The organism is Catenibacillus scindens, from assembly GCF_014202115.1.
GTDB classification, from domain to species: domain Bacteria; phylum Bacillota; class Clostridia; order Lachnospirales; family Lachnospiraceae; genus Catenibacillus; species Catenibacillus scindens.
This window is the reverse complement of record NZ_JACHFW010000002.1, coordinates 305,747-324,344: the sequence shown is the minus strand read 5'-3', so window position 1 is coordinate 324,344 and position 18,598 is coordinate 305,747. Positions and strand designations below refer to the sequence as shown.

At 47.5% G+C, this 18,598-nt stretch carries 19 protein-coding genes and 1 pseudogene; 16 read left to right on the top strand and 4 right to left on the bottom strand.

The window, feature by feature from the left end:
• Positions 1-13: 13 nt before the first annotated feature.
• Together pulA and HNP82_RS04435 are read left to right on the top strand one after the other, a co-directional pair.
• A pseudogene (gene pulA, locus HNP82_RS04440) lies at positions 14-1,960 on the top strand (type I pullulanase); the annotation flags it as partial.
• The gene (locus HNP82_RS04435; RefSeq protein ID WP_183771909.1) at positions 1,920-3,944 is read left to right on the top strand and encodes an amylo-alpha-1,6-glucosidase; all 2,025 of its coding nucleotides are present in this window, start codon (positions 1,920-1,922) and stop codon (positions 3,942-3,944) included. The pseudogene pulA and the gene HNP82_RS04435, both read left to right, overlap by 41 nt.
• Before the next feature lie 37 nt (positions 3,945-3,981).
• Here HNP82_RS04435 and glgD read toward each other — a convergent pair whose 3' ends face one another.
• Positions 3,982-5,106, bottom strand: coding sequence for a glucose-1-phosphate adenylyltransferase subunit GlgD (gene glgD, locus HNP82_RS04430; protein ID WP_183771907.1), 1,125 nt, complete (start codon positions 5,104-5,106; stop codon positions 3,982-3,984).
• Position 5,107: 1 nt separating this feature from the next.
• Positions 5,108-6,247: a glucose-1-phosphate adenylyltransferase gene (locus HNP82_RS04425; RefSeq protein ID WP_183771904.1), complete on the bottom strand. Its 1,140-nt coding sequence runs from the start codon at positions 6,245-6,247 to the stop codon at positions 5,108-5,110.
• A 440-nt stretch (positions 6,248-6,687) separates the two neighbouring features.
• Between HNP82_RS04425 and HNP82_RS04420 the strand changes: the two genes are divergently transcribed.
• Positions 6,688-6,945 (top strand): heavy-metal-associated domain-containing protein, encoded by a 258-nt coding sequence (locus tag HNP82_RS04420; protein WP_183771902.1) that lies wholly within the window; start codon positions 6,688-6,690, stop codon positions 6,943-6,945.
• Positions 6,946-7,072: 127 nt separating this feature from the next.
• On the top strand, positions 7,073-8,515 hold the full coding sequence (purF, locus tag HNP82_RS04415) for an amidophosphoribosyltransferase (RefSeq protein ID WP_183771900.1): 1,443 nt from the start codon (positions 7,073-7,075) through the stop codon (positions 8,513-8,515).
• 119 nt (positions 8,516-8,634) lie between these two features.
• On the opposite strand, the gene HNP82_RS04410 is transcribed toward purF, so the two are convergent.
• Together HNP82_RS04410 and HNP82_RS04405 are read right to left on the bottom strand one after the other, a co-directional pair.
• A complete protein-coding gene (locus HNP82_RS04410) occupies positions 8,635-8,970 on the bottom strand; it encodes a sensor histidine kinase (RefSeq protein WP_207720550.1) in 336 nt (111 codons plus the stop codon).
• Complete coding sequence (locus tag HNP82_RS04405; RefSeq protein ID WP_183771896.1) at positions 8,967-9,323, bottom strand: ATP-binding protein; 357 nt, start codon at positions 9,321-9,323, stop codon at positions 8,967-8,969. Before HNP82_RS04405 ends, HNP82_RS04410 begins: the two co-directional genes overlap by 4 nt.
• Before the next feature lie 368 nt (positions 9,324-9,691).
• On the opposite strand from HNP82_RS04405, the gene HNP82_RS04400 reads away from it, so the two are divergent.
• The 12 genes from HNP82_RS04400 (at position 9,692) to yhbY (ending at position 18,598) form a co-directional block, all read left to right on the top strand.
• Complete coding sequence (locus HNP82_RS04400) at positions 9,692-9,862, top strand: hypothetical protein (protein ID WP_207720561.1); 171 nt, start codon at positions 9,692-9,694, stop codon at positions 9,860-9,862.
• Positions 9,859-10,308, top strand: coding sequence for a hypothetical protein (locus tag HNP82_RS04395; protein WP_183771894.1), 450 nt, complete (start codon positions 9,859-9,861; stop codon positions 10,306-10,308). The genes HNP82_RS04400 and HNP82_RS04395 overlap by 4 nt, the downstream gene beginning before the upstream one ends.
• 348 nt (positions 10,309-10,656) lie before the next feature.
• Positions 10,657-12,528: a TIGR03960 family B12-binding radical SAM protein gene (locus tag HNP82_RS04390; RefSeq protein WP_183771893.1), complete on the top strand. Its 1,872-nt coding sequence runs from the start codon at positions 10,657-10,659 to the stop codon at positions 12,526-12,528.
• On the top strand, positions 12,512-13,213 hold the full coding sequence (locus HNP82_RS04385) for a TIGR03936 family radical SAM-associated protein (RefSeq protein ID WP_183771891.1): 702 nt from the start codon (positions 12,512-12,514) through the stop codon (positions 13,211-13,213). Before HNP82_RS04390 ends, HNP82_RS04385 begins: the two co-directional genes overlap by 17 nt.
• A gap of 18 nt (positions 13,214-13,231) precedes the next feature.
• Entirely contained in the window at positions 13,232-14,461 is a 1,230-nt protein-coding gene (locus HNP82_RS04380) for an Rne/Rng family ribonuclease (RefSeq protein ID WP_183771889.1), read from the top strand.
• On the top strand, positions 14,454-14,963 hold the full coding sequence (locus HNP82_RS04375) for a phosphatase PAP2 family protein (protein ID WP_183771888.1): 510 nt from the start codon (positions 14,454-14,456) through the stop codon (positions 14,961-14,963). Before HNP82_RS04380 ends, HNP82_RS04375 begins: the two co-directional genes overlap by 8 nt.
• A gap of 139 nt (positions 14,964-15,102) precedes the next feature.
• On the top strand, positions 15,103-15,732 hold the full coding sequence (locus HNP82_RS04370) for a cytidylate kinase-like family protein (RefSeq protein WP_183771887.1): 630 nt from the start codon (positions 15,103-15,105) through the stop codon (positions 15,730-15,732).
• 212 nt (positions 15,733-15,944) lie between these two features.
• A complete protein-coding gene (gene rplU, locus HNP82_RS04365; RefSeq protein WP_183771886.1) occupies positions 15,945-16,253 on the top strand; it encodes a 50S ribosomal protein L21 in 309 nt (102 codons plus the stop codon).
• 21 nt (positions 16,254-16,274) lie between these two features.
• Positions 16,275-16,598 (top strand): ribosomal-processing cysteine protease Prp, encoded by a 324-nt coding sequence (locus HNP82_RS04360; protein ID WP_183771885.1) that lies wholly within the window; start codon positions 16,275-16,277, stop codon positions 16,596-16,598.
• 4 nt (positions 16,599-16,602) lie between these two features.
• The gene (rpmA, locus tag HNP82_RS04355) at positions 16,603-16,893 is read left to right on the top strand and encodes a 50S ribosomal protein L27 (protein ID WP_158431115.1); all 291 of its coding nucleotides are present in this window, start codon (positions 16,603-16,605) and stop codon (positions 16,891-16,893) included.
• A 109-nt stretch (positions 16,894-17,002) separates the two neighbouring features.
• Positions 17,003-18,286: a GTPase ObgE gene (gene obgE / locus HNP82_RS04350; RefSeq protein WP_183771883.1), complete on the top strand. Its 1,284-nt coding sequence runs from the start codon at positions 17,003-17,005 to the stop codon at positions 18,284-18,286.
• Between the two features lie 12 nt (positions 18,287-18,298).
• Positions 18,299-18,598, top strand: coding sequence for a ribosome assembly RNA-binding protein YhbY (gene yhbY / locus HNP82_RS04345; RefSeq protein WP_183771880.1), 300 nt, complete (start codon positions 18,299-18,301; stop codon positions 18,596-18,598).

Sequence of the window (18,598 nt, the reverse complement as noted above, 5' to 3'; positions counted from 1 at the left end):
CACTTATCAAAAATCCGACCTGGGTGCTGTATGCACCTGGGCCGGAACAACATTTACACTGTGGAGCCCTGCCGCTGACCGGGTATGGCTTCTGCTTTATGAAAAGGGGAGCGATACATCCCCCATTTCGCGACTTCCCATGGAAAAAGGGGAGAGGGGTACATGGAAGTACCATTTGGCCAAAAATCTTCACGGCGTATATTATCAGTACGATCTTTTGATGGAACAGGGCCATGTACTGTCGGCGGACCCTTATGCCCGGGCCTGCGGCATTAACGGCGAGAAGAGTATGGTGGTGGATCTGAAAAAGACCGACCCTTTCGGGTGGGAGGAAGACCGGGCGCCTGCCCTTCCTGTTGAAAATATTATTTACGAGCTGCACATTAAAGAGTTTTCCTGGGACCCGGCAGGAGGGTTCCCTGAAAAATACCGGGGAAAGTATAAAGCGTTTACATGTGAACACACCACGTTAAACGGGGATGGCGTTCATGTTACCGGCCTTGACTACCTAAAAGCTCTCGGAGTGACTCACGTACAGATTATGCCTGCTTTCGACTACGCTACGGTAGATGAGGCCGGCGCGGACACGGAATTTAACTGGGGGTACGACCCTTTAAATTACAATATTCCGGAGGGATCCTACGCCACCGATGCCGCCGATGGCGCGGTGCGCATCCGGGAGTTTAAGGAAATGGTCCAGGCCCTTCATCGCAGCGGCTTTAGGGTGATCATGGATGTTGTCTACAACCATACCTATTCTCTGGACTCTCCTCTTCAAAAAACAATGCCCTGGTATTATTACCGGAGTACAGACGAGGGAATGGCTGCCAACGGGTCTGCCTGCGGCAACGATGTCGCCAGCGAACGGAGTATGTGCGCCAAATATATTTACGAATCTGTCATGTATTGGGCAGAGGAATATCATATTGACGGCTTCCGTTTTGATTTGATGGGGCTTTTGGATGTGGAGCTGATGAACCGGATCCGCCACGGCCTTGACGGGGCTTTTGGCCCCGGCGAAAAGCTTGTTTTCGGTGAGCCGTGGTCCGCCTCCGAGACGCCTATGGAAAATGGTCATATTCCCGCCTTAAAAAAGAATGCCGGGGCATTGGACGACGGTGTGGGCATCTTCTGTGACAATACCCGTGATACTATTAAAGGCCATGTCTTTGAAGGAGATGAGCCAGGATTTGTTAATGGGATGCCGGGCCTTGAGGAAGATATTTTAAATAGTGTCCGGGCTTGGTGTCATACAACAGATGTTCCGGTGAAAGCACCGTCCCAGGTGATTTCCTATGTATCTGCCCACGATAACTGGACTCTGTGGGACAAACTGTCTATTTCCGCGGGGCCGGATCGGCCGGTAGAGCAGCTTTACCGGCTGGCGGCGGGGATTTATATGACCTGCCAGGGTTCCCTTTTTATGCTTTCCGGCGAGGAATTTGGGAGGACGAAGGAAGGCCTTGAAAACAGCTACAACGCCCCTATTGAAATTAACCGGCTGGACTGGAATCTGGCATGGAAAAATAAAGATCTTGTCAATTATTACCGGGGGCTCATCGCTCTGCGAAAAGAGCTGCCAGGACTCTGCGATAAAAGCGCCGGGGCCTGGAAGCGTGTTGAAAAAACATTCACGGCGCCGATGGCCGCAGGCTATGTCCTAGACAACTGTCGAAAAAATGGCGGCGAAGGCTTGTGGGACAAGATTATTGTCATCTATAACAGCGGCCTTGAGCCGGTCTGGGTAAAAGTTCCCCAAGGACCGTGGAAAATTCTGGCGGACGGAGCGGACAGTTTTTACTGGCAAGAGGACAAAGACAGTCATTTACACAATCATAAAACAACAGAGAACAGAGCGGTCCTGGAGGTGGCGCCTTTAAGCCTGCTGGTGGCAGGATTGCCTGGAGGAAATAACAGTCATGAGATGGATTTACGGGAAACAGGATTTTGCCACAATTGAGAGAAGCGAAGAAAATTGCTTTTTAATGACCAACGGTCTGGGAGGCTTTTCTTCCCTGACTATAGGCGGCGGGGCCGCCAGAAATGATCATTCGGTTTTAATGGCCGCTCTTTCGGCTCCGGGGGAACGCTATAATATAGTTCACCGTCTCAGAGAGCGATTATATATAGGTGGGACGTGTAAAGTATTGTCCTCCCAGGAGTTTAGCTTGGGGGCGGCGGAAAAAGGGTACGAGTATCTTTGCTCCTTTGTCTGGGAAGACCGCCCTGTATGGCGGTATTTTGCCGGGGGTGTGGAGATTGTCAAGGAGATGGCCATGGCCTGGCAGGAAAATACGGTGGCGGTGGTTTATGAGATTCGCAATGAAAGCGGGGAACAGGCCGTTCTTGAAGTTACTCCCTTTTTGCAATTCGCAAAAAAAGGGGAAGATGCAAATTTGAAAACAAAGTTTTGCGTCGATAAAAAAAATGGCGGCATTGGGCGAATCAAAGCCGGAAGCCTGGAGCTGGAGTGGAGAACCGACGGAGAACTGGAAGAGCTATGTGAGGAGGAAACTTACTTTTATCGGTATGACGCTTGCGACGGCCGCAGGGAAATGGGCAGCGCCAGGGCGGTCCTTAAAGCAGCTCTTTTTGTTCCGCCTTTAAGTTGCCTGAAAATGGAAATGGTGTTTACTTTAGATCATTGTGAGCGATCTGCCAGTGACGTGATACGGGAAGCCCGGACTTTCAGGAATGATCTTGCGCAGACATCCGGTTTAAAGAACCCTCTTGCCAGGGAGCTTGTTAAAAGCGCGGGGCAGTTTGTCTCTCAAAGGGTTTCCACGAAGGGGAAAACTATACTGGCCGGGTATCCTTTTTTTGAGGATTGGGGGCGGGATACAATGATCGCCCTGCCGGGAATCTGCCTGTCTTCCCGGCAGACCGGATGGGCCAGATCCATCCTGAGAACCTTTGCTTCCAATGAAAAGGATGGCCTTATGCCTAATTTGTTCCCTGGCGGTGGCAATGAGCCTATGTACAATACAGCGGACGCGGCCCTTTTATTTATTAACTGTGTTTATCTTTACTGTCAGACAGCCGGAAGTCTCCAACTGGCAGAAGAAATGTATCCAGTAATGGAGCATATCATAGAATGTTATATAAATGGAACTCATTACAATATACATATGGATGAGGACGGCTTGATTTGCGCCGGTGGGGGAATGGATCAGGTTACATGGATGGATGTTAGAGTGAATGATATCCTGCCCACGCCCCGCCATGGTAAACCAGTGGAGATTAATGCTTACTGGTATAATGCCTTAAAGATTATGGAGACTTTCTGTCAGGCTTTTGGCCGGGATGGAAGCTTTTACTGTCATTTGGCCGGGAAAACGAAGAAATCCTTTGTGGAGCAGTTCTGGATAGAGTCTGAGGGCTGCTTAAAGGATGGTATTTTTGGAACTCCGGCGGATAATCAGATCAGATGCAACCAGATCTGGGCAGTATCTCTGCCCTTTACAATGCTTGACCGGACCAGAGAAAAGATGGTTGTAAAGGCGGTGTACGAGAAACTTTATACCCCTTATGGACTGAGAACTCTCAGTATGGATGATCCCCAGTTTCATCCGGTGTACGCCGGAGAAACATTTAAGAGGGATATGGCCTACCATCAGGGAACGGTGTGGGTGTTCCCTCTGGGAGCCTATTACCTGGCTTATCTTAAAGTCCATGATTACAGTGATCATGCCAAAGAAACTGTGGCCGGACAGCTTGCTGTCCTTGAAGGCGCCATGAGGGAGGGCTGCGTTGGCCAGCTCCCTGAAATTTACGACGGCTCGGTCCCCACATTTTCCAGAGGGTGTTTTGCTCAGGCGTGGAGTGTGGGGGAGATCCTCAGAGTATTTGAGGCCCTTGAAAACGATTCGACTGTCTCAGACGGCCAGGTCAATGGACGCGCAAGCGCGTCTGCTAGGCTCGCTGACTGCGGAAATAAAGTTTAAAAAATGCTCCGGGAATTTTCCCGGAGCTTTTTTTAGATTATAATGTATCTTGACGTTTGACATATCCAGGATTTTCCGGATCGCCGGTCAGATCATTGGCGTGGATGATCTTTGCCCCTTTGTCAACGACAAAGTTTTCCACATGAGAATCCTTTCCGATCAGAGTTCCGGGGAGGATGACGCTGTTTCTTACAACAGCCCCCTCCTGGATGACGCAGCCGCGGCCGATAATGGAATTCTCCACAGAGCCTTCAATGCTGCAGCCGTTGGAGACAACAGAGTTCTTTACATTGGCAGTTTCATAGTACTGTGTTGGGCAGGAGTCGTTGGTCCGTGTATAGATGGGCCAGTCCTCATCGAAAAGGGTTCTGGCGGTCTTAAAGTCGATCAGTTCAATGTTGGCCTTATAGAAACTGTTAAAATCAGTGATGGCAGCAAAGTACCCTCTGTGGGAAACACCCCGAACATCATAGTCCTCTGTGCTGCACATGGCGTTAACAATATCAGCCAATGTATACATGGACGAAATTTTGTGGGCCTTTTCAATGAGTTCAATGAAAAGGTCTTTTTTCATAACATAGGTATCCATGAAAATGTTTCTGTTTTTAGCAGTTCCCCGGTTCTGCTCAATGGAGAGGACACCTTTTTGACGGTTCAGATTTAATACGTTGCAGTTTAAATAGGATTCGTTGGCGTCATCCACAGAGTGGTAAAGGAGAGTGATATCTGCCTCAGAATTAATATGGGTCTGGAGCAGCTCATCAAAATCCATGGAGTAGATCATGTAGCTGGGAGCAATTACAACATAGGGGTAAGGTTCCCGCTCAATACATTCCATATTTTCACGGAAAGCGCTGATGTCTGTGTTATAGATATTTTCATTGTCCAGGCCATCCTCGGAGTAGAGGATGCGCAGTTTTCCCCGCTTTGAGTTGATATTGTAGTGGCGGCCGGTTCCCAGATGCTCTGTGAGAGAGCGGGGTTTGCGGCGGATGTATACCTGGATGTGGTCAATATCACTGTTGCTCATATTAGAGATTGGAAAGTCGATAATGCGGTATCTTCCCAGGAAGGAAAAGGCGCCAATGGGCCGGTATGGCTGAAGTCCCTTCACCCAGATATGATTTCCTGAAAAATTTACAATTCCAAATGCTTTACTCATATTATTCTGCCCCCTTTACACGTTTAGCAACAAGCTCGATATGCTCGCTGTCAGGGCTGCCGACAACAGCCTGTTTTCCGATCTTTATGCCGTCCGCCACAAGGGCTCTCTGGACAACGGCGCCTTCCTCAACTTCAACGCCTGGCATAAGAACGCTGTCAATGATTTTCGCGCCTTCGCCCACACGGACTCCGGTAAACAGCACAGAATTTTCCACATCGCCGGAGATAATGCAGCCCTGATTGATAAAGGCGGATTTAATATTGGCATTGGGGCCTATGTAATGGGGAAGCGTGGTAGTATCCTCGGTATAGATCTTCCATGAAGGATCGTTGAGATCCAACTCATTGTTTTTGTCCAGAAGATCCATATTGGCTTCCCATAAGGAATCAATGGTTCCCACATCTTTCCAGTATCCTTTGAATTTATAGGCAAAAAGACGTTTGTCCTCCGCCAGCATCTGAGGAATAATATCTTTGCCGAAATCATGGCTGGAATTGTCATCTTTCATATCGGCAACAAGCATTTTGCGCAAAAGCTTCCAGTCGAAAAGATAGATACCCATGGATGCCAGATTGTTTTTGGGATGTTCCGGTTTTTCTTCAAATTCTACAATGCGCTCTTCCTCATTGGTGTTCATAATGCCGAAACGGCTGGCTTCTTTCATGGGCACTTCAATAACTGCAATAGTGGCGTCAGCCTTTCGTTCCTTGTGGAAAGCGAGCATTTTAGCGTAATTCATTTTGTAAATATGGTCGCCGGAAAGGACGAGAACATATTCAGGTCCATAGTTGTCAATGAAATCAATGTTCTGTGAAATAGCATCGGCAGTCCCACGGTATACGTTAAGGTTTTCTTCAGCTTTTTCGCGCGGGGGGAGAACGAAAACGCCGCTGTTTCTGGCATCAAGTCCCCAGCGACCTCCGGCCGCTACATAACTGTTTAAAAGAATAGATTCATACTGAGTCAACACCCCGACGATATCAATTCCACTGTTGGCGCAATTGCTGAGCGGAAAGTCAATGATTCGGTACTTACCGCCATAGGAAACGGCCGGCTTCGCAACCTTTTTTGTAAGGTCATGCAGTCGGGATCCGCGGCCGCCAGCTAAGATCATTGCTAACATGTTGTTTTGCTTCATAAATAAGCCCTCACTTTCATTTTGATGCTGTTGAATATATTATACAATTTTTTTTCGGATTTTAACATATTTTTATGTAAAAAAATCATAAAAATTTTTTCACCTGTTCCTTACATTTGGGATTATTGGCCAAAAGTCCGGTTTGTTGATAGTTACTATTCACAGTCTCCTCCACGCTGCATTCGCAATCCCGCCTGCTTTGCAGGCTTTACCGCTGCTGACGCGGTTTAAGATTGCTCATTTGGTGGAGGTTCCTGCTTCGCAGTTGGATTTGAAGCAGTTACCCATCTTCTTACGAGCAAGCTCGACGAATCTGTGTATCTGCTTCAAATCGACTGTGAATAGTAACCTGTTGATAAAAACTCTCCACAGGGTCTTTGGGACTTGCCTTTTTTGCCGGGATTTCAGTAAAATAATGGGGAAAGGAGATGAATCACTTTATGGTAAAGACGACAGCAGGTATTTACGGAATGGCCTGCGATATGTGTGAGACTCATGTCAACGACGCGATCAGAAAGGCGCTGGATGTTAAAAAGGTGGCATCATCCCACCGCAAGAATCAGACGGTGATTTTATCAGAGGCCCCTGTCAGCGAGGAGGCGCTGAAAAAAGCTCTGGAGGGTACCGGATATGAGGTGACATCATTTGTCAGTGAGCCTTATGAAAAAAGGGGATTGTTTTCTTTTATTTTGCATTAACGAAAAAATAACTTGCAAAATAGAAAATGTCGGGTAAAATAGTTCATATGATTCTTTAGTCTAGGGCCAGGCGTTTGGCAGCTGCCGAATGCCTGGCTGCAAAGACAATAGAAAAGGAGTGAATAAAATGATCCATACCCATAAAAAGCTGTCGTTATGTCCGGATTTGGAGACGGCACAAACCCATGGCGTCCATGAGGAATGCGGCGTTTTTGGAATCTATGATACGGACGGCGGCGATGTGGCCTCGTCGGTATATTATGGTCTGTGTTCTTTACAGCACAGAGGTCAGGAGTCCTGCGGTATCGCGGTAACAGATACATCGGGAGCCAGCGGAAATATCCGGTTTCACAAAGATCTTGGTCTTGTGCAGGAAGTTTTTAAAGCGGAAACCATCGGCGGTCTTCATGGAAATCTTGGCGTCGGCCATGTGCGCTATTCAACTACAGGCGCCACAACCCGGGAAAATGCTCAGCCCCTTGTTTTAAACTACATTAAGGGAACTTTGGCTTTGGCCCACAACGGCAACCTTGTCAACGCCAACGAGCTGAAGAAAGAGCTGGTTTATGGTGGCGCGATCTTCCAGACAACAACAGACTCGGAGATGATCGCTTACTATATTGCCAGGGAACGTGTACACACAAAAAGCGTGGAGGAAGCCCTTTTAAAGACGGCGAAGAAGATCCGTGGCGCTTACGGTCTTGTTGTTATGAGTCCGAGAAAACTAATGGCTCTGCGGGACCCCTGGGGATTAAAGCCATTGTGTCTGGGAAAGCGGGAAAATAGTTATATTGTCACTTCTGAAAGCTGTGCCCTCCATGCGGTAGGCGCTGAATTTATCCGGGATATTGAACCGGGCGAGCTGGTGACAATTCATCAGGATGGAACAATCACATCAGATAAATCGCTGCAGCAGGAGCAGCGGGCCCACTGTATTTTTGAGTATATTTATTTTGCCCGCCTTGACAGCGTTATTGACGGCATTAAAGTGTATGATGCCCGCATACGTGCCGGACATGCTCTGGCAAAGGCATACCCTGCCGAGGCGGATATTGTCACCGGTGTTCCTGAATCCGGGCTGACGGCGGCCAGAGGCTACGCCCAGTGCGCGGGAATCCCCTTTGAGATCGCTTTCTATAAAAATAGCTATATCGGCCGGACATTTATTAAACCTACTCAGAAAGAGCGTGTTTCCGGTGTAAAGCTGAAACTTAATGTTCTTGAACCGGTGGTCCGGGGCAAACGTATTGTCCTTGTGGATGATTCTATTGTCCGGGGAACAACCATGGCTAATCTGATCCAGATGTTAAAGAAAGCCGGGGCGAAGGAAGTCCATGTGCGCATCAGCGCGCCGCCATTTTTATATCCCTGCTACTACGGAACGGACGTGCCGTCCAATGAACAGCTTATCGCCTCCTCCCACACTGTCGAGGAGATCCGTCAGATCATCGGGGCAGATTCCCTTGGATATATGAAGATCGAGGATCTTCAGACGATGGTTGGAAAGTTGGGAATATGTAAGGCATGTTTTGATAATCATTATCCTATAAAAAATGAAGAAATTCAGTGACAAAGGTGTCAATACAGGAAACGTAAATTCGGCGTTTCCCGTTTTTGATACCTTTTTTGTCGCTGTAAAGGGTACGCCATAGTCCCCTGGGGCTGCGCTTACCGAGAGTGATATGCAGTCTATAAGCGGGCGGTGCCGGAGGGCAGAGTGACGGTGATGGTCAGAGAATGGCCATCAGAACTGGGGGCTGCTATCCGCCCCTTGTGGGCAGCGGTCACGGCCCGGGCAATGGACAGGCCGATGCCATAGCCTTTAGTCTGGCTGCTGTGGGAGGCATCCCCTCTGTAAAACCGCTCAAAAAGATGGGGGAGCTGATTCCGGGAAATATTGCTGGCGGTGTTGGTGATGGTGAGCTGTACATTTTTTCCATAATGTTCCAGATGAACGTAAATATCTCCATGTTCCGGACAATATTTCAGGGCGTTATCCATAAGGACAGTAACCAGTTGTCTCAAAGCTTTCTCGTCGCCGCGGATCGCCGCGGATGGATATCCCTGACCCATTCGTTATCGCCGATTTCCGCGGTCAATACCTCAGCGTCGGCGTCAATGATAGTGATGGGCGTTTTGATCTCATGCCCTGCGTCAGTAATAAAACGCTTCTGGCGGGCATAGCTTTCAGCTACCGGCGCGACAACCCGTCCGGAGAAAAAGATCAGTAAGACTAAAACTGATGCCAGCCCAAGAAAACAGATCAGCCCTCCGGAGATGAGAAAGGAGCGGAAGGTGGAGAGATCCTGACGGCAGTCCAGAAAAGCATAGAGCGTTTCGTCAGAACCTTCCCGGACTCCATAGCGGTAAGTATCCACAAAGCCCTGGCTTTTGCCGGATATCCACTTTTAGGGAAATGACTGCGCTCCGTGCCTGTCACGGGCAAAAATAAGTAAAACATGGAACATTTTGTGCCTGATTTTGGAAATAGCAAACGATACTTTACCCATATACACCGCATTCTACATCCGCAGCCTGGTACAATTGGAAAGAATCACATTTAGAGCAGTTCTGCTTTTTCTCAGGACTGCTCTTTTTGTCTGCTCTAAATCTGATACTTTCCTAATGAATTTCATGAAGGAATGACAAGAACTCAGTAATAAAGTATTAGCCGAAGATGGTTCAGCCATGGATAAAGGAAGTTCCATGGCTGGACTTTTCGGCGTTGTATAAGGAGGAGAGTGCGGTGGCATTTCAGACAGAATTTGAGTTTACATTACCTAGAGGATATATTGACCGGGATGGAAATCTCCACCGGGACGGTGTTATGCGTCTGGCCAACGCGGCGGATGAGATCCTGCCGCTGAGAGATCCAAGAGTCTCGCAAAATCCCAGGAAGAACAGGATGTTGCAGTGACAGAGCTGCATAAGGCGGTTAATGTGTGGAATGTTTATGAACAGCATGTCCATCTGACCAGTTATAATGTGGCGAATATTTTGTATCACAGGTATTTAACCCTTCTTCGTCACTATGGCAGCTATTTCCCTGAATTTGCTGCATTATCCTCAGCCCAGGAGCAGGCCGTGAAAGACCGTGATGATCAAAGTCCTCAAAACAGGCTTTATATTACTTCACGGCAGTTTATCAATATGACCTGGCATCTGAAAAGCGGAAATCAGATCCTTCCGGGAAAAGAACGGCTAACCAGAGACTTCAAAAGACAAATGCTTGTCTGGGATCGAATGGAGCGGGCCTACGAGGAGCAGGCGGTTTCCGGGGATATGGGTTCAGTTTTTAATGACGGCACGGGGCATTTAATGTACAGTGTTGTTAAAAATATTGTTCCTGGACGACTTTCATAACACGAGTTGTTAATATACCGAACATTATAACGGAACAGAACAATGATATCGCCATGCTCTTATTCAGATATTTCTGGGGATGATGAAAACCGCTGCAGTTGTGGAACTGCAGCGGTTTGTTACTGTTGCGGAGTAAACAGTAACTTTTGACATTTTTAAGTTGATGTTTTTTCCTTTTATGTTTATAATAAGTCACATACCCCACAGCAAGCTAACGGGGCGCGGAAATAGCTTGGCTCATTGCCCGCGGTAATCAAATGCCCCTGGCGGGTACTTTTGAACTGCCAGCCAATGTGAAAATGAAAAGGGCCGGCTTTTTTGAAAAGGCCGGCGGTGAAAGGAACAGGAATGAAAAAATTAGCGTTAAGTGATGACATTTTGTTAAAGGTGGAGAAGCCGGCGAGATACCTGGGCAACGAATTCAACGCGGTCTGTAAAGATCACGGCCAGGTGGATATTAAGTTTGCTATGGCCTTTCCGGACGTATATGAGATTGGTATGTCCTATCTGGGCATACAGATCATTTATGATATGCTTAATGCCAGGGAGGACACGTGCTGTGAGCGGGTGTATTCCCCGTGGACAGATCTGGATAGGATCATGCGGGAGAAAAACATCCCTCTTTTTGCCCTGGAATCTCAGGCTCCGATTAAGGATTTTGATTTTTTAGGCATTACCATTCAATATGAAATGTGTTATACAAATATTTTGCAGCTTATTGATCTGGCACAGATCCCTATGCTGGCAAAGGACAGGACATGGGAACACCCCATTGTCATCGGCGGCGGGCCCTGTACTTACAACCCGGAGCCTTTGGCGGACTTTTTTGATATTTTCTATATTGGCGAAGGGGAGACAGTTTACAATGACCTGATGGATGTGTATAAACAGTGCCGCAGGGAAGGCAGAAGCCGGATGGAGTTTCTGGAGCAGGCCGCCCGGATCCCCGGCCTTTATATCCCTATGTTTTACGATGTGACATATAAGGAGGACGGGACTATCGCATCCTTTGCGCCAAATAATCCAAACGCCGCCCTGTCCATTAAAAAACAGGTGGTGACTGATTTAAGCCACACCTATTACCCGGAAAAACCGGTGGTGCCTTTTATTAAGGTAACCCAGGACCGGGTTGTGTTAGAAATCCAGAGGGGATGTATCCGGGGCTGCCGTTTCTGCCAGGCGGGCATGGTGTACCGGCCTAACCGGGAGCGGGATCTGGAATTTCTGAAAGCGTACGCGGTAAAAATGCTGGAGTCCACAGGTCATGAGGAGATTACATTAAGCTCCCTAAGTTCCAGCGATTATTCCCATATTGAGGAGCTGGTGACCTTCCTTTTGGATGAGTGTCAGTCAAAAAAGATTAATATTTCCCTGCCATCTCTTCGCATCGACGCCTTTTCCTTGGATGTGATGAGCAAAGTCCAGGATGTGAAAAAGAGCAGTCTTACCTTCGCCCCGGAAGCGGGAACTCAGAGAATGCGGGATGTGATCAATAAAGGCCTGACCCAAGAAGATATTTTAGGCGGCGCCATGGACGCCTTTAAGGGGGGCTGGAACCGGGTAAAATTGTATTTTATGCTTGGACTCCCCGGAGAAACCTGGGAGGATATTGAAGGAATCGCCGCTTTATCCAATGATATCGCGGCTCTCTACTATACGATCCCCAAATCTGAGCGTCCAGGTGGCGGAAGGGTGGATATTGTCACATCCACGTCATTCTTTGTACCTAAGCCTTTTACGCCCTTCCAGTGGGTGGCTCAAAATACCAATGAGCAGTTCCTTGAAAAACAGCGCTTCCTTAATGGAAAGATTAAGGATCAGCTTAATCATAAGAGTATTAAGTATAACTGGCATGATGTGGAGCTGACCCAGCTTGAGGGGATATTAGCCCGGGGTGACCGCAGGCTTGGCCCGGTACTTCTTGATGCTTACCGGATGGGGTGCCTTTACGATTCCTGGTCAGAGAATTTCCGCTATGATCTGTGGATGAAGGCTTTTGAGAGGAATCATGTGGATCCTGATTTTTATAATTTAAGAGAGCGGGATTTAGATGAGATCCTGCCCTGGGATTTTATTGACGCCGGGGTGAGCAAAGCCTTTTTAAAGCGGGAGTGGGAGCAGGCCCAAAAAGGCGTTGTGACGCCAAACTGCCGGGCAAAGTGTTCCGGATGTGGCTCAAAGATTTATCAGGGAGGTGTATGCTTTGAAGGTAAGAATTAAGTTTTCAAAAAAAGGAATCATGAAATTTATCGGCCATCTGGATATGATGCGCTATTTCCAGAAAGCCTTCCGTCGAAGCGGCATTGACATTTCCTATTCTCAGGGATTTTCGCCCCACCAGCTCATCTCCTTCGCCGCACCTTTAGGGGTCGGATTGACAAGCCGGGGAGAGTATATGGATATTATGATGGGAACCGGGACGAATTCCCGGAAAATGGCAGAGCTGTTAAACGCCCAGATGGTGGAGGGCGTGGAGATTTTAAGCTGCCGTCAGATCGAAGATGAGACAAAACACTCCAATGCCATGGCTATTCTGGCAGCGGCAGATTATGAAGTGTTTTTTAAAGATCCTGATTTTTTTGATAGGGATATGGAGATGTCCTTCAGGGCGTTTATGGGACAATCCCATATTCCAACAGTGAGAAAGACAAAAAAGGGTCAGCGGGAGATTGATCTAAAGAACCTGATCTATAAATGGGATATTAAAGACGGCCATATTTTTATGAGGCTGGCTACGGGAAGCGTGGACAATCTCAAACCGGAGTTTGTCATTGAGACCTTCCTGCAAAGCCTTGGGAAAAATGCCGAACTGTCCGCCCTTGATATATGCCGCCTTGAAATGTATGCAAAAGCGGAAGACGGCTCCTTTATTTCCCTGGAAGATCTTGGAAAGGATATCCCCTGATATGAGGGGCGGTGTCTCATGGAAAAAAATCTTGTGATCGTTTACTGGAAAAAACACATACTGACGGCGGTTTATGAAAACGACATCCTGTGCGAGATCCTTCTGGATGATCCCCACGGCGGAAATCTGGGAAATATTTATGTGGGCAGGATTCAGAATGTGGTAAAAAATATTAACGCGGCTTTTGTGGAATTTGAGAGGAAAAAGTGCGGTTATTATTCCCTCAGTGATCCTGATGCCCATTTTTTCCTTAATCATAAAAAAAATACAAAGGCTGTACCTGGAGATGAGCTTCTCATCCAGGTGGTCAAAGATCCTGTGAAGACAAAGCCGGCCATGCTGACCGGAAAGATCACTCTCCCTGGACAGTACCTTGTCCTTACCGCCAAAAAGCCTGTGGTGTCTGTCTCCGCCAAGATCACAGATAAGGCAGAAATCAGACGGCTGAAAGCTGCGACAGAGCCTTTTGTCACAGAAAATTACGGATTTATTGTCCGCACAGGGGCTTTAGGCCAGCCGGAGGAAGTCCTTGGCCGGGAGGCGAAAAGACTTGGGGAACAGTTTGAGGTCCTGCTCAAAAGGGCCTGCCATTCTACGTGTTTTTCAAAACTCTATGTCGGCATGCCCGCCTATGTTAAGTATATTTTAGATCACCCGGATCTGAATAAGATCACAACGGACATTAAAGACGTCTACGACCGGGTCAGCCAGGCCCTTAAAAGTTGGGAACGGTCAGTGCCTCTGGTGTTTTACCGGGATGAGAGCTGGCCCCTGGTCAAGCTTAAAAGTCTCCCCACCCATATTCAGCGGGCCCTTGACCCGAAAGTATGGCTGAAATCCGGGGGATTTTTAATGATCCAGCCCACGGAAGCGATGGTTGTCATTGACGTGAATACCGGGCGCTATACAGGGAAGAAAACAACCGAGGAGACTTATTTTAAGGTAAACATGGAAGCAGCGGCGGAAATTGCCCGCCAGATACGGCTGCGCAATCTTTCAGGGATCATTGTCATTGATTTTATTGACATGAAGGATAGCCAGATGCGGCGATCTCTCTTTGAATCCTTTGGAAAGTTCCTTGACCGGGATCCGGTAAAAACCGTCCTTGTGGATACAACCCGCCTGAACCTTGTGGAAATGACCCGGAAAAAAGAGCGCAAGCCCCTTTATGAACTTTTAGGAAAACCCTGCCCTGTATGCGGCGGCTGGGGCTTTGTTGACGCCGGTGAGGAGAGAGACCATGAGTGAAAAATTTTATAAAAATACTACAGATTTTATCCGGGAAAAACCCCGGCGGATGAGTCTGATCTACATGATTGCCAGAGTTTTCCCCATCGCCATAGGGGCGATCTATCTTTTTTTGTGCGTGATCACCGGCCTGATTATGCCCCTGGCTTTGTTTAGGTTCATTGGCGTTCCCCTGGCCGCTTTTGTTTTGGTGACTGTGGGGCGCGTTTTATTTCACAGAAAAAGACCCTATGAAGTATATCGGTTTACGCCCATCACTTTTAATAAGAAAAGATTAAAAAAAGGAAAAAGTTTTCCCAGCCGCCATACGGCCAGTGCTGCGGTCATCGCCATGGCATGTATGTCCCTTGTGCCCTCTTTAGGGGCTGCAATGCTTGTGATGGCGGCCCTGGTGGGCATATCCAGAGTTCTTTGCGGGCTTCATTTTCTTTCGGATGTGGCGGTGGGCTTTGTTTTTGGTATAATTGTTGGAATTATCGGGTTTTGTCCAATAATTTTCTGATAATAATGCTTTAATTTTCAGAAAGACCATGGTATAATATTACTATAAAAGCTACGTCGTTAGACCGGACAGACAGGCATATTTACCAGTGCCGATGGCCGGGCGAAGGAACGCTTTGAAGGATAAAGGGGGTTTTCTTATGAGCAGAAACATCGTTATTACTATCGGCAGAGAGTTTGGCAGCGGCGGCCGTGAGATTGGACAGAAGGTTGCCAAGGCCCTGGGCATCAGTTTTTATGATAAGAATTTGATTGATATTGCCGCGAAAAAGAGCGGCATTAATTCGGATCTTCTTTATCAGGCTGATGAGAAGGCGTCCAACCCGTTTTTCAGCGCCTATCTTCCCACAGGAACCGATTATGGCACAGTCAACGACAGGCTTTTCTGGACCCAGTCTTCCATTATTAAGGATCTGGCTTCCAAAGAGTCCTGCGTGATCGTGGGAAGGTGTTCAGATTATGTCCTGGAAGATTTTGACAACTGTATGCATATATATATCTTTGCTCCGCTGGCAAAGCGGATTGAACGTATTAAAGACCGCTATCTCATCGAATCGGACGCAGCGGCCCGCAAGGAGATTGCCAGAACAGACAAAATCCGCCGCTCTTACTATCAATATTATACGGACCGTAAATGGGGCGGAGTGGACGGTAAGACTATGGCTATCGACAGCAGTTTTTACGGAGTGGACGGTACAGTGGATCTGATTGTTAATATGGTTCATAAAAAATGGCCGGATTTTGTATCTCCTGAAAAAACAGAGGAATAAATGAAAAATGAACGGCAGCGGGGTACTTAAAGAGTACCCCGCGCTTTTGCGAATGGCGCGGGCTGAACTGTTACAATGTTTTAAAAAAATTAAATCCACCTATTGACAAATTTTTTACTTAATGGTAAGCTTTATTAGTGTGCCGCATAGTGAGGTTTTCAAGTGTCTATTGACCACCGTAACTAGCGAGTAATGATCATAGGAGGTGCCATATGTACGCAATTATTGCAACAGGTGGTAAACAGTACAAAGTAGCCGAAGGCGATGTTATCAACGTAGAAAAGCTGGGCGTGGAAGCCGGCGAGTCCGTTGTATTTGATCAGGTCCTTGTTGTCAGTGGTGACGACGTTAAGGTTGGTAATCCGACCGTTGAAGGTGCCAGCGTAGCTGCAACTGTTGTAGGCGATGTTAAAGGTAAAAAGATCATCGTTTACAAGTATAAGAGAAAAACTGGTTATCACAAGAAAAACGGTCACAGACAGGCGTATACAAGAGTAAAGATTGAAAAGATCAACGCTTAATCGGATTGTCACAGACTGGTTATGATAAAGATAACAGTTTTCAGGAATAAGGATCAGGGCTATACCGGATTTATGTCGGAGGGCCATGCGGGATATGCAGAGGAAGGCAGCGATATTATATGCGCGGCAGTTTCTGTGTTGACAGTAAACACCATAAATTCCATTGAATCGTTTACATCCGACAAGTTTCATGTGAAACAAAAGGATGGGTATATTCAATGTCGGTTTGTTGGTGAGCTTTCCAAAGCTTCGGCGTTGCTCATGGATTCAATGATTCTTGGTTTGCAGGAGATCGAAAAAGATTACGGAAGTAAATACATTCGATTGATTTTCAAGGAGGTGTAAGGCCATGTTAAAGATGAACCTTCAGATTTTCGCTCATAAAAAAGGTGTCGGCTCCACAAAGAACGGCAGAGATTCCGAGTCCAAGAGACTTGGCGCAAAGAGAGCTGACGGACAGTTTGTAAAAGCTGGAAACATTCTTTACAGACAGCGCGGAACAAAAATCCATCCGGGCGTTAATGTAGGCCGCGGCGGCGACGATACATTATTTGCGTTGGTTGACGGCGTTGTGAGATTTGAAAGAAAAGGAAGAGATAAGAAACAGGTTTCTATCTATCCTGTAGCTGTAAACGAATAATTAACTTAAACGACTTCAGATTTTACGGAATTTGAAGTCGTTTTTTATGACACACAAAAAGAGCTGCCGGAGTGTTTTCCGGCGCTGACCATGAAAAGAGGTGAAAGATATGTTTGTAGATAAAGCAAATATATATATACGTTCCGGCAAAGGCGGCGACGGACATGTTAGCTTCCGGCGGGAAATGTATGTTCCCGCCGGAGGACCTGACGGTGGAGACGGCGGCAAAGGCGGCGATGTGATCTTTGTTGTGGACAGCGGTCTGAATACGCTGATGGATTTTCGCCATGTGCGCAAATACTGTGCCGGGGACGGTGAGCCGGGAGGCAAGCGGCGCTGTCACGGAAAAGATGGGGAAGATATTATTATCAAGGTACCTGAAGGCACAGTGATTCGGGATACGGACAGCGGCCTTGTCATCGCCGATATGTCCGGGGATCACAAGCGTGAGGTGATCCTTAAAGGCGGCCGGGGAGGCAAAGGCAATATGAACTATGCCACAGCCACGATGCAGGCCCCCAAATATGCTCAGCCGGGACAGAAAGCCCTGGAGTTGAATGTGACCTTAGAGCTTAAAGTTATCGCTGACGTGGGGCTTGTGGGCTTCCCAAACGTAGGTAAATCCACTTTTCTCTCCCGTGTGACCAATGCCCGGCCTAAAATCGCCAATTACCATTTTACTACACTGAATCCCAATCTTGGCGTTGTGGATCTGGACGGGGGCAAGGGCTTTGTCATTGCCGATATTCCGGGAATCATTGAGGGCGCCAGCGAAGGCGTGGGCCTTGGACATGATTTCCTCCGCCATATTGAGCGGACAAAAGTGATCATCCATATCGTGGATGCTGCCGGCGTGGAGGGGCGGGACCCTATCGCCGACATTTATGCAATCAACAAAGAACTGGAAAGCTATAATCCTAAACTTATGGAAAGACCCCAGGTTATTGCGGCAAATAAAATCGACGCTCTCTATGACGGTGAAAATGACGACGCTATCACTTTGATCCGGGAAGAATTTGAACCTCAGGGGATTTTTGTGTTCCCTATTTCCGCGGTGAGCGGTCAGGGGCTAAAACCTTTACTGTACCATGTGCGCAAACTTCTGGATGAGATCAATGAGGCCCCAACAGTTTTTGAGCGGGAATATTTTCCAGAAAATGTCCGCTTTGAGGAGCCTTACACTGTGGAAAAAGATGAGGACGGTGTATTTGTGGTGGAAGGCCCCCGTATTGAGCGTATGCTTGGGTACACGAATCTGGAATCTGAAAAGGGCTTTGACTTCTTCCAGAAATTTTTGAAGGAAAACAAAATCCTGGATGAACTGGAAGCATTAGGCATCCAGGAGGGCGATACTGTACGCATGTATGGTCTTCAATTTGATTATTATAAATAACAGGAGAATGATATGATTAAAACATCAAAACAGCGGGCTTATTTAAAGAGCCTTGCCATGACCATGGACCCGGTGGTGCAGGTTGGGAAGGCATCCCTGACTCCGGAGCTGACGAAAGCTGTGGATGAAGCGTTAAATGCCCGGGAACTTATCAAGGTTTCCGTACTTCAAAATTGCACAGATGATCCCAGGGAGATCGCGGATTATCTGGCCGAACGGACCCACTCGGACGTAGTGCAGGTCATCGGCAAAAAGATCGTTTTATATAAAGAAGGCAAGGATAACAAGAAGAAGATCGTTCTTCCAGAATAA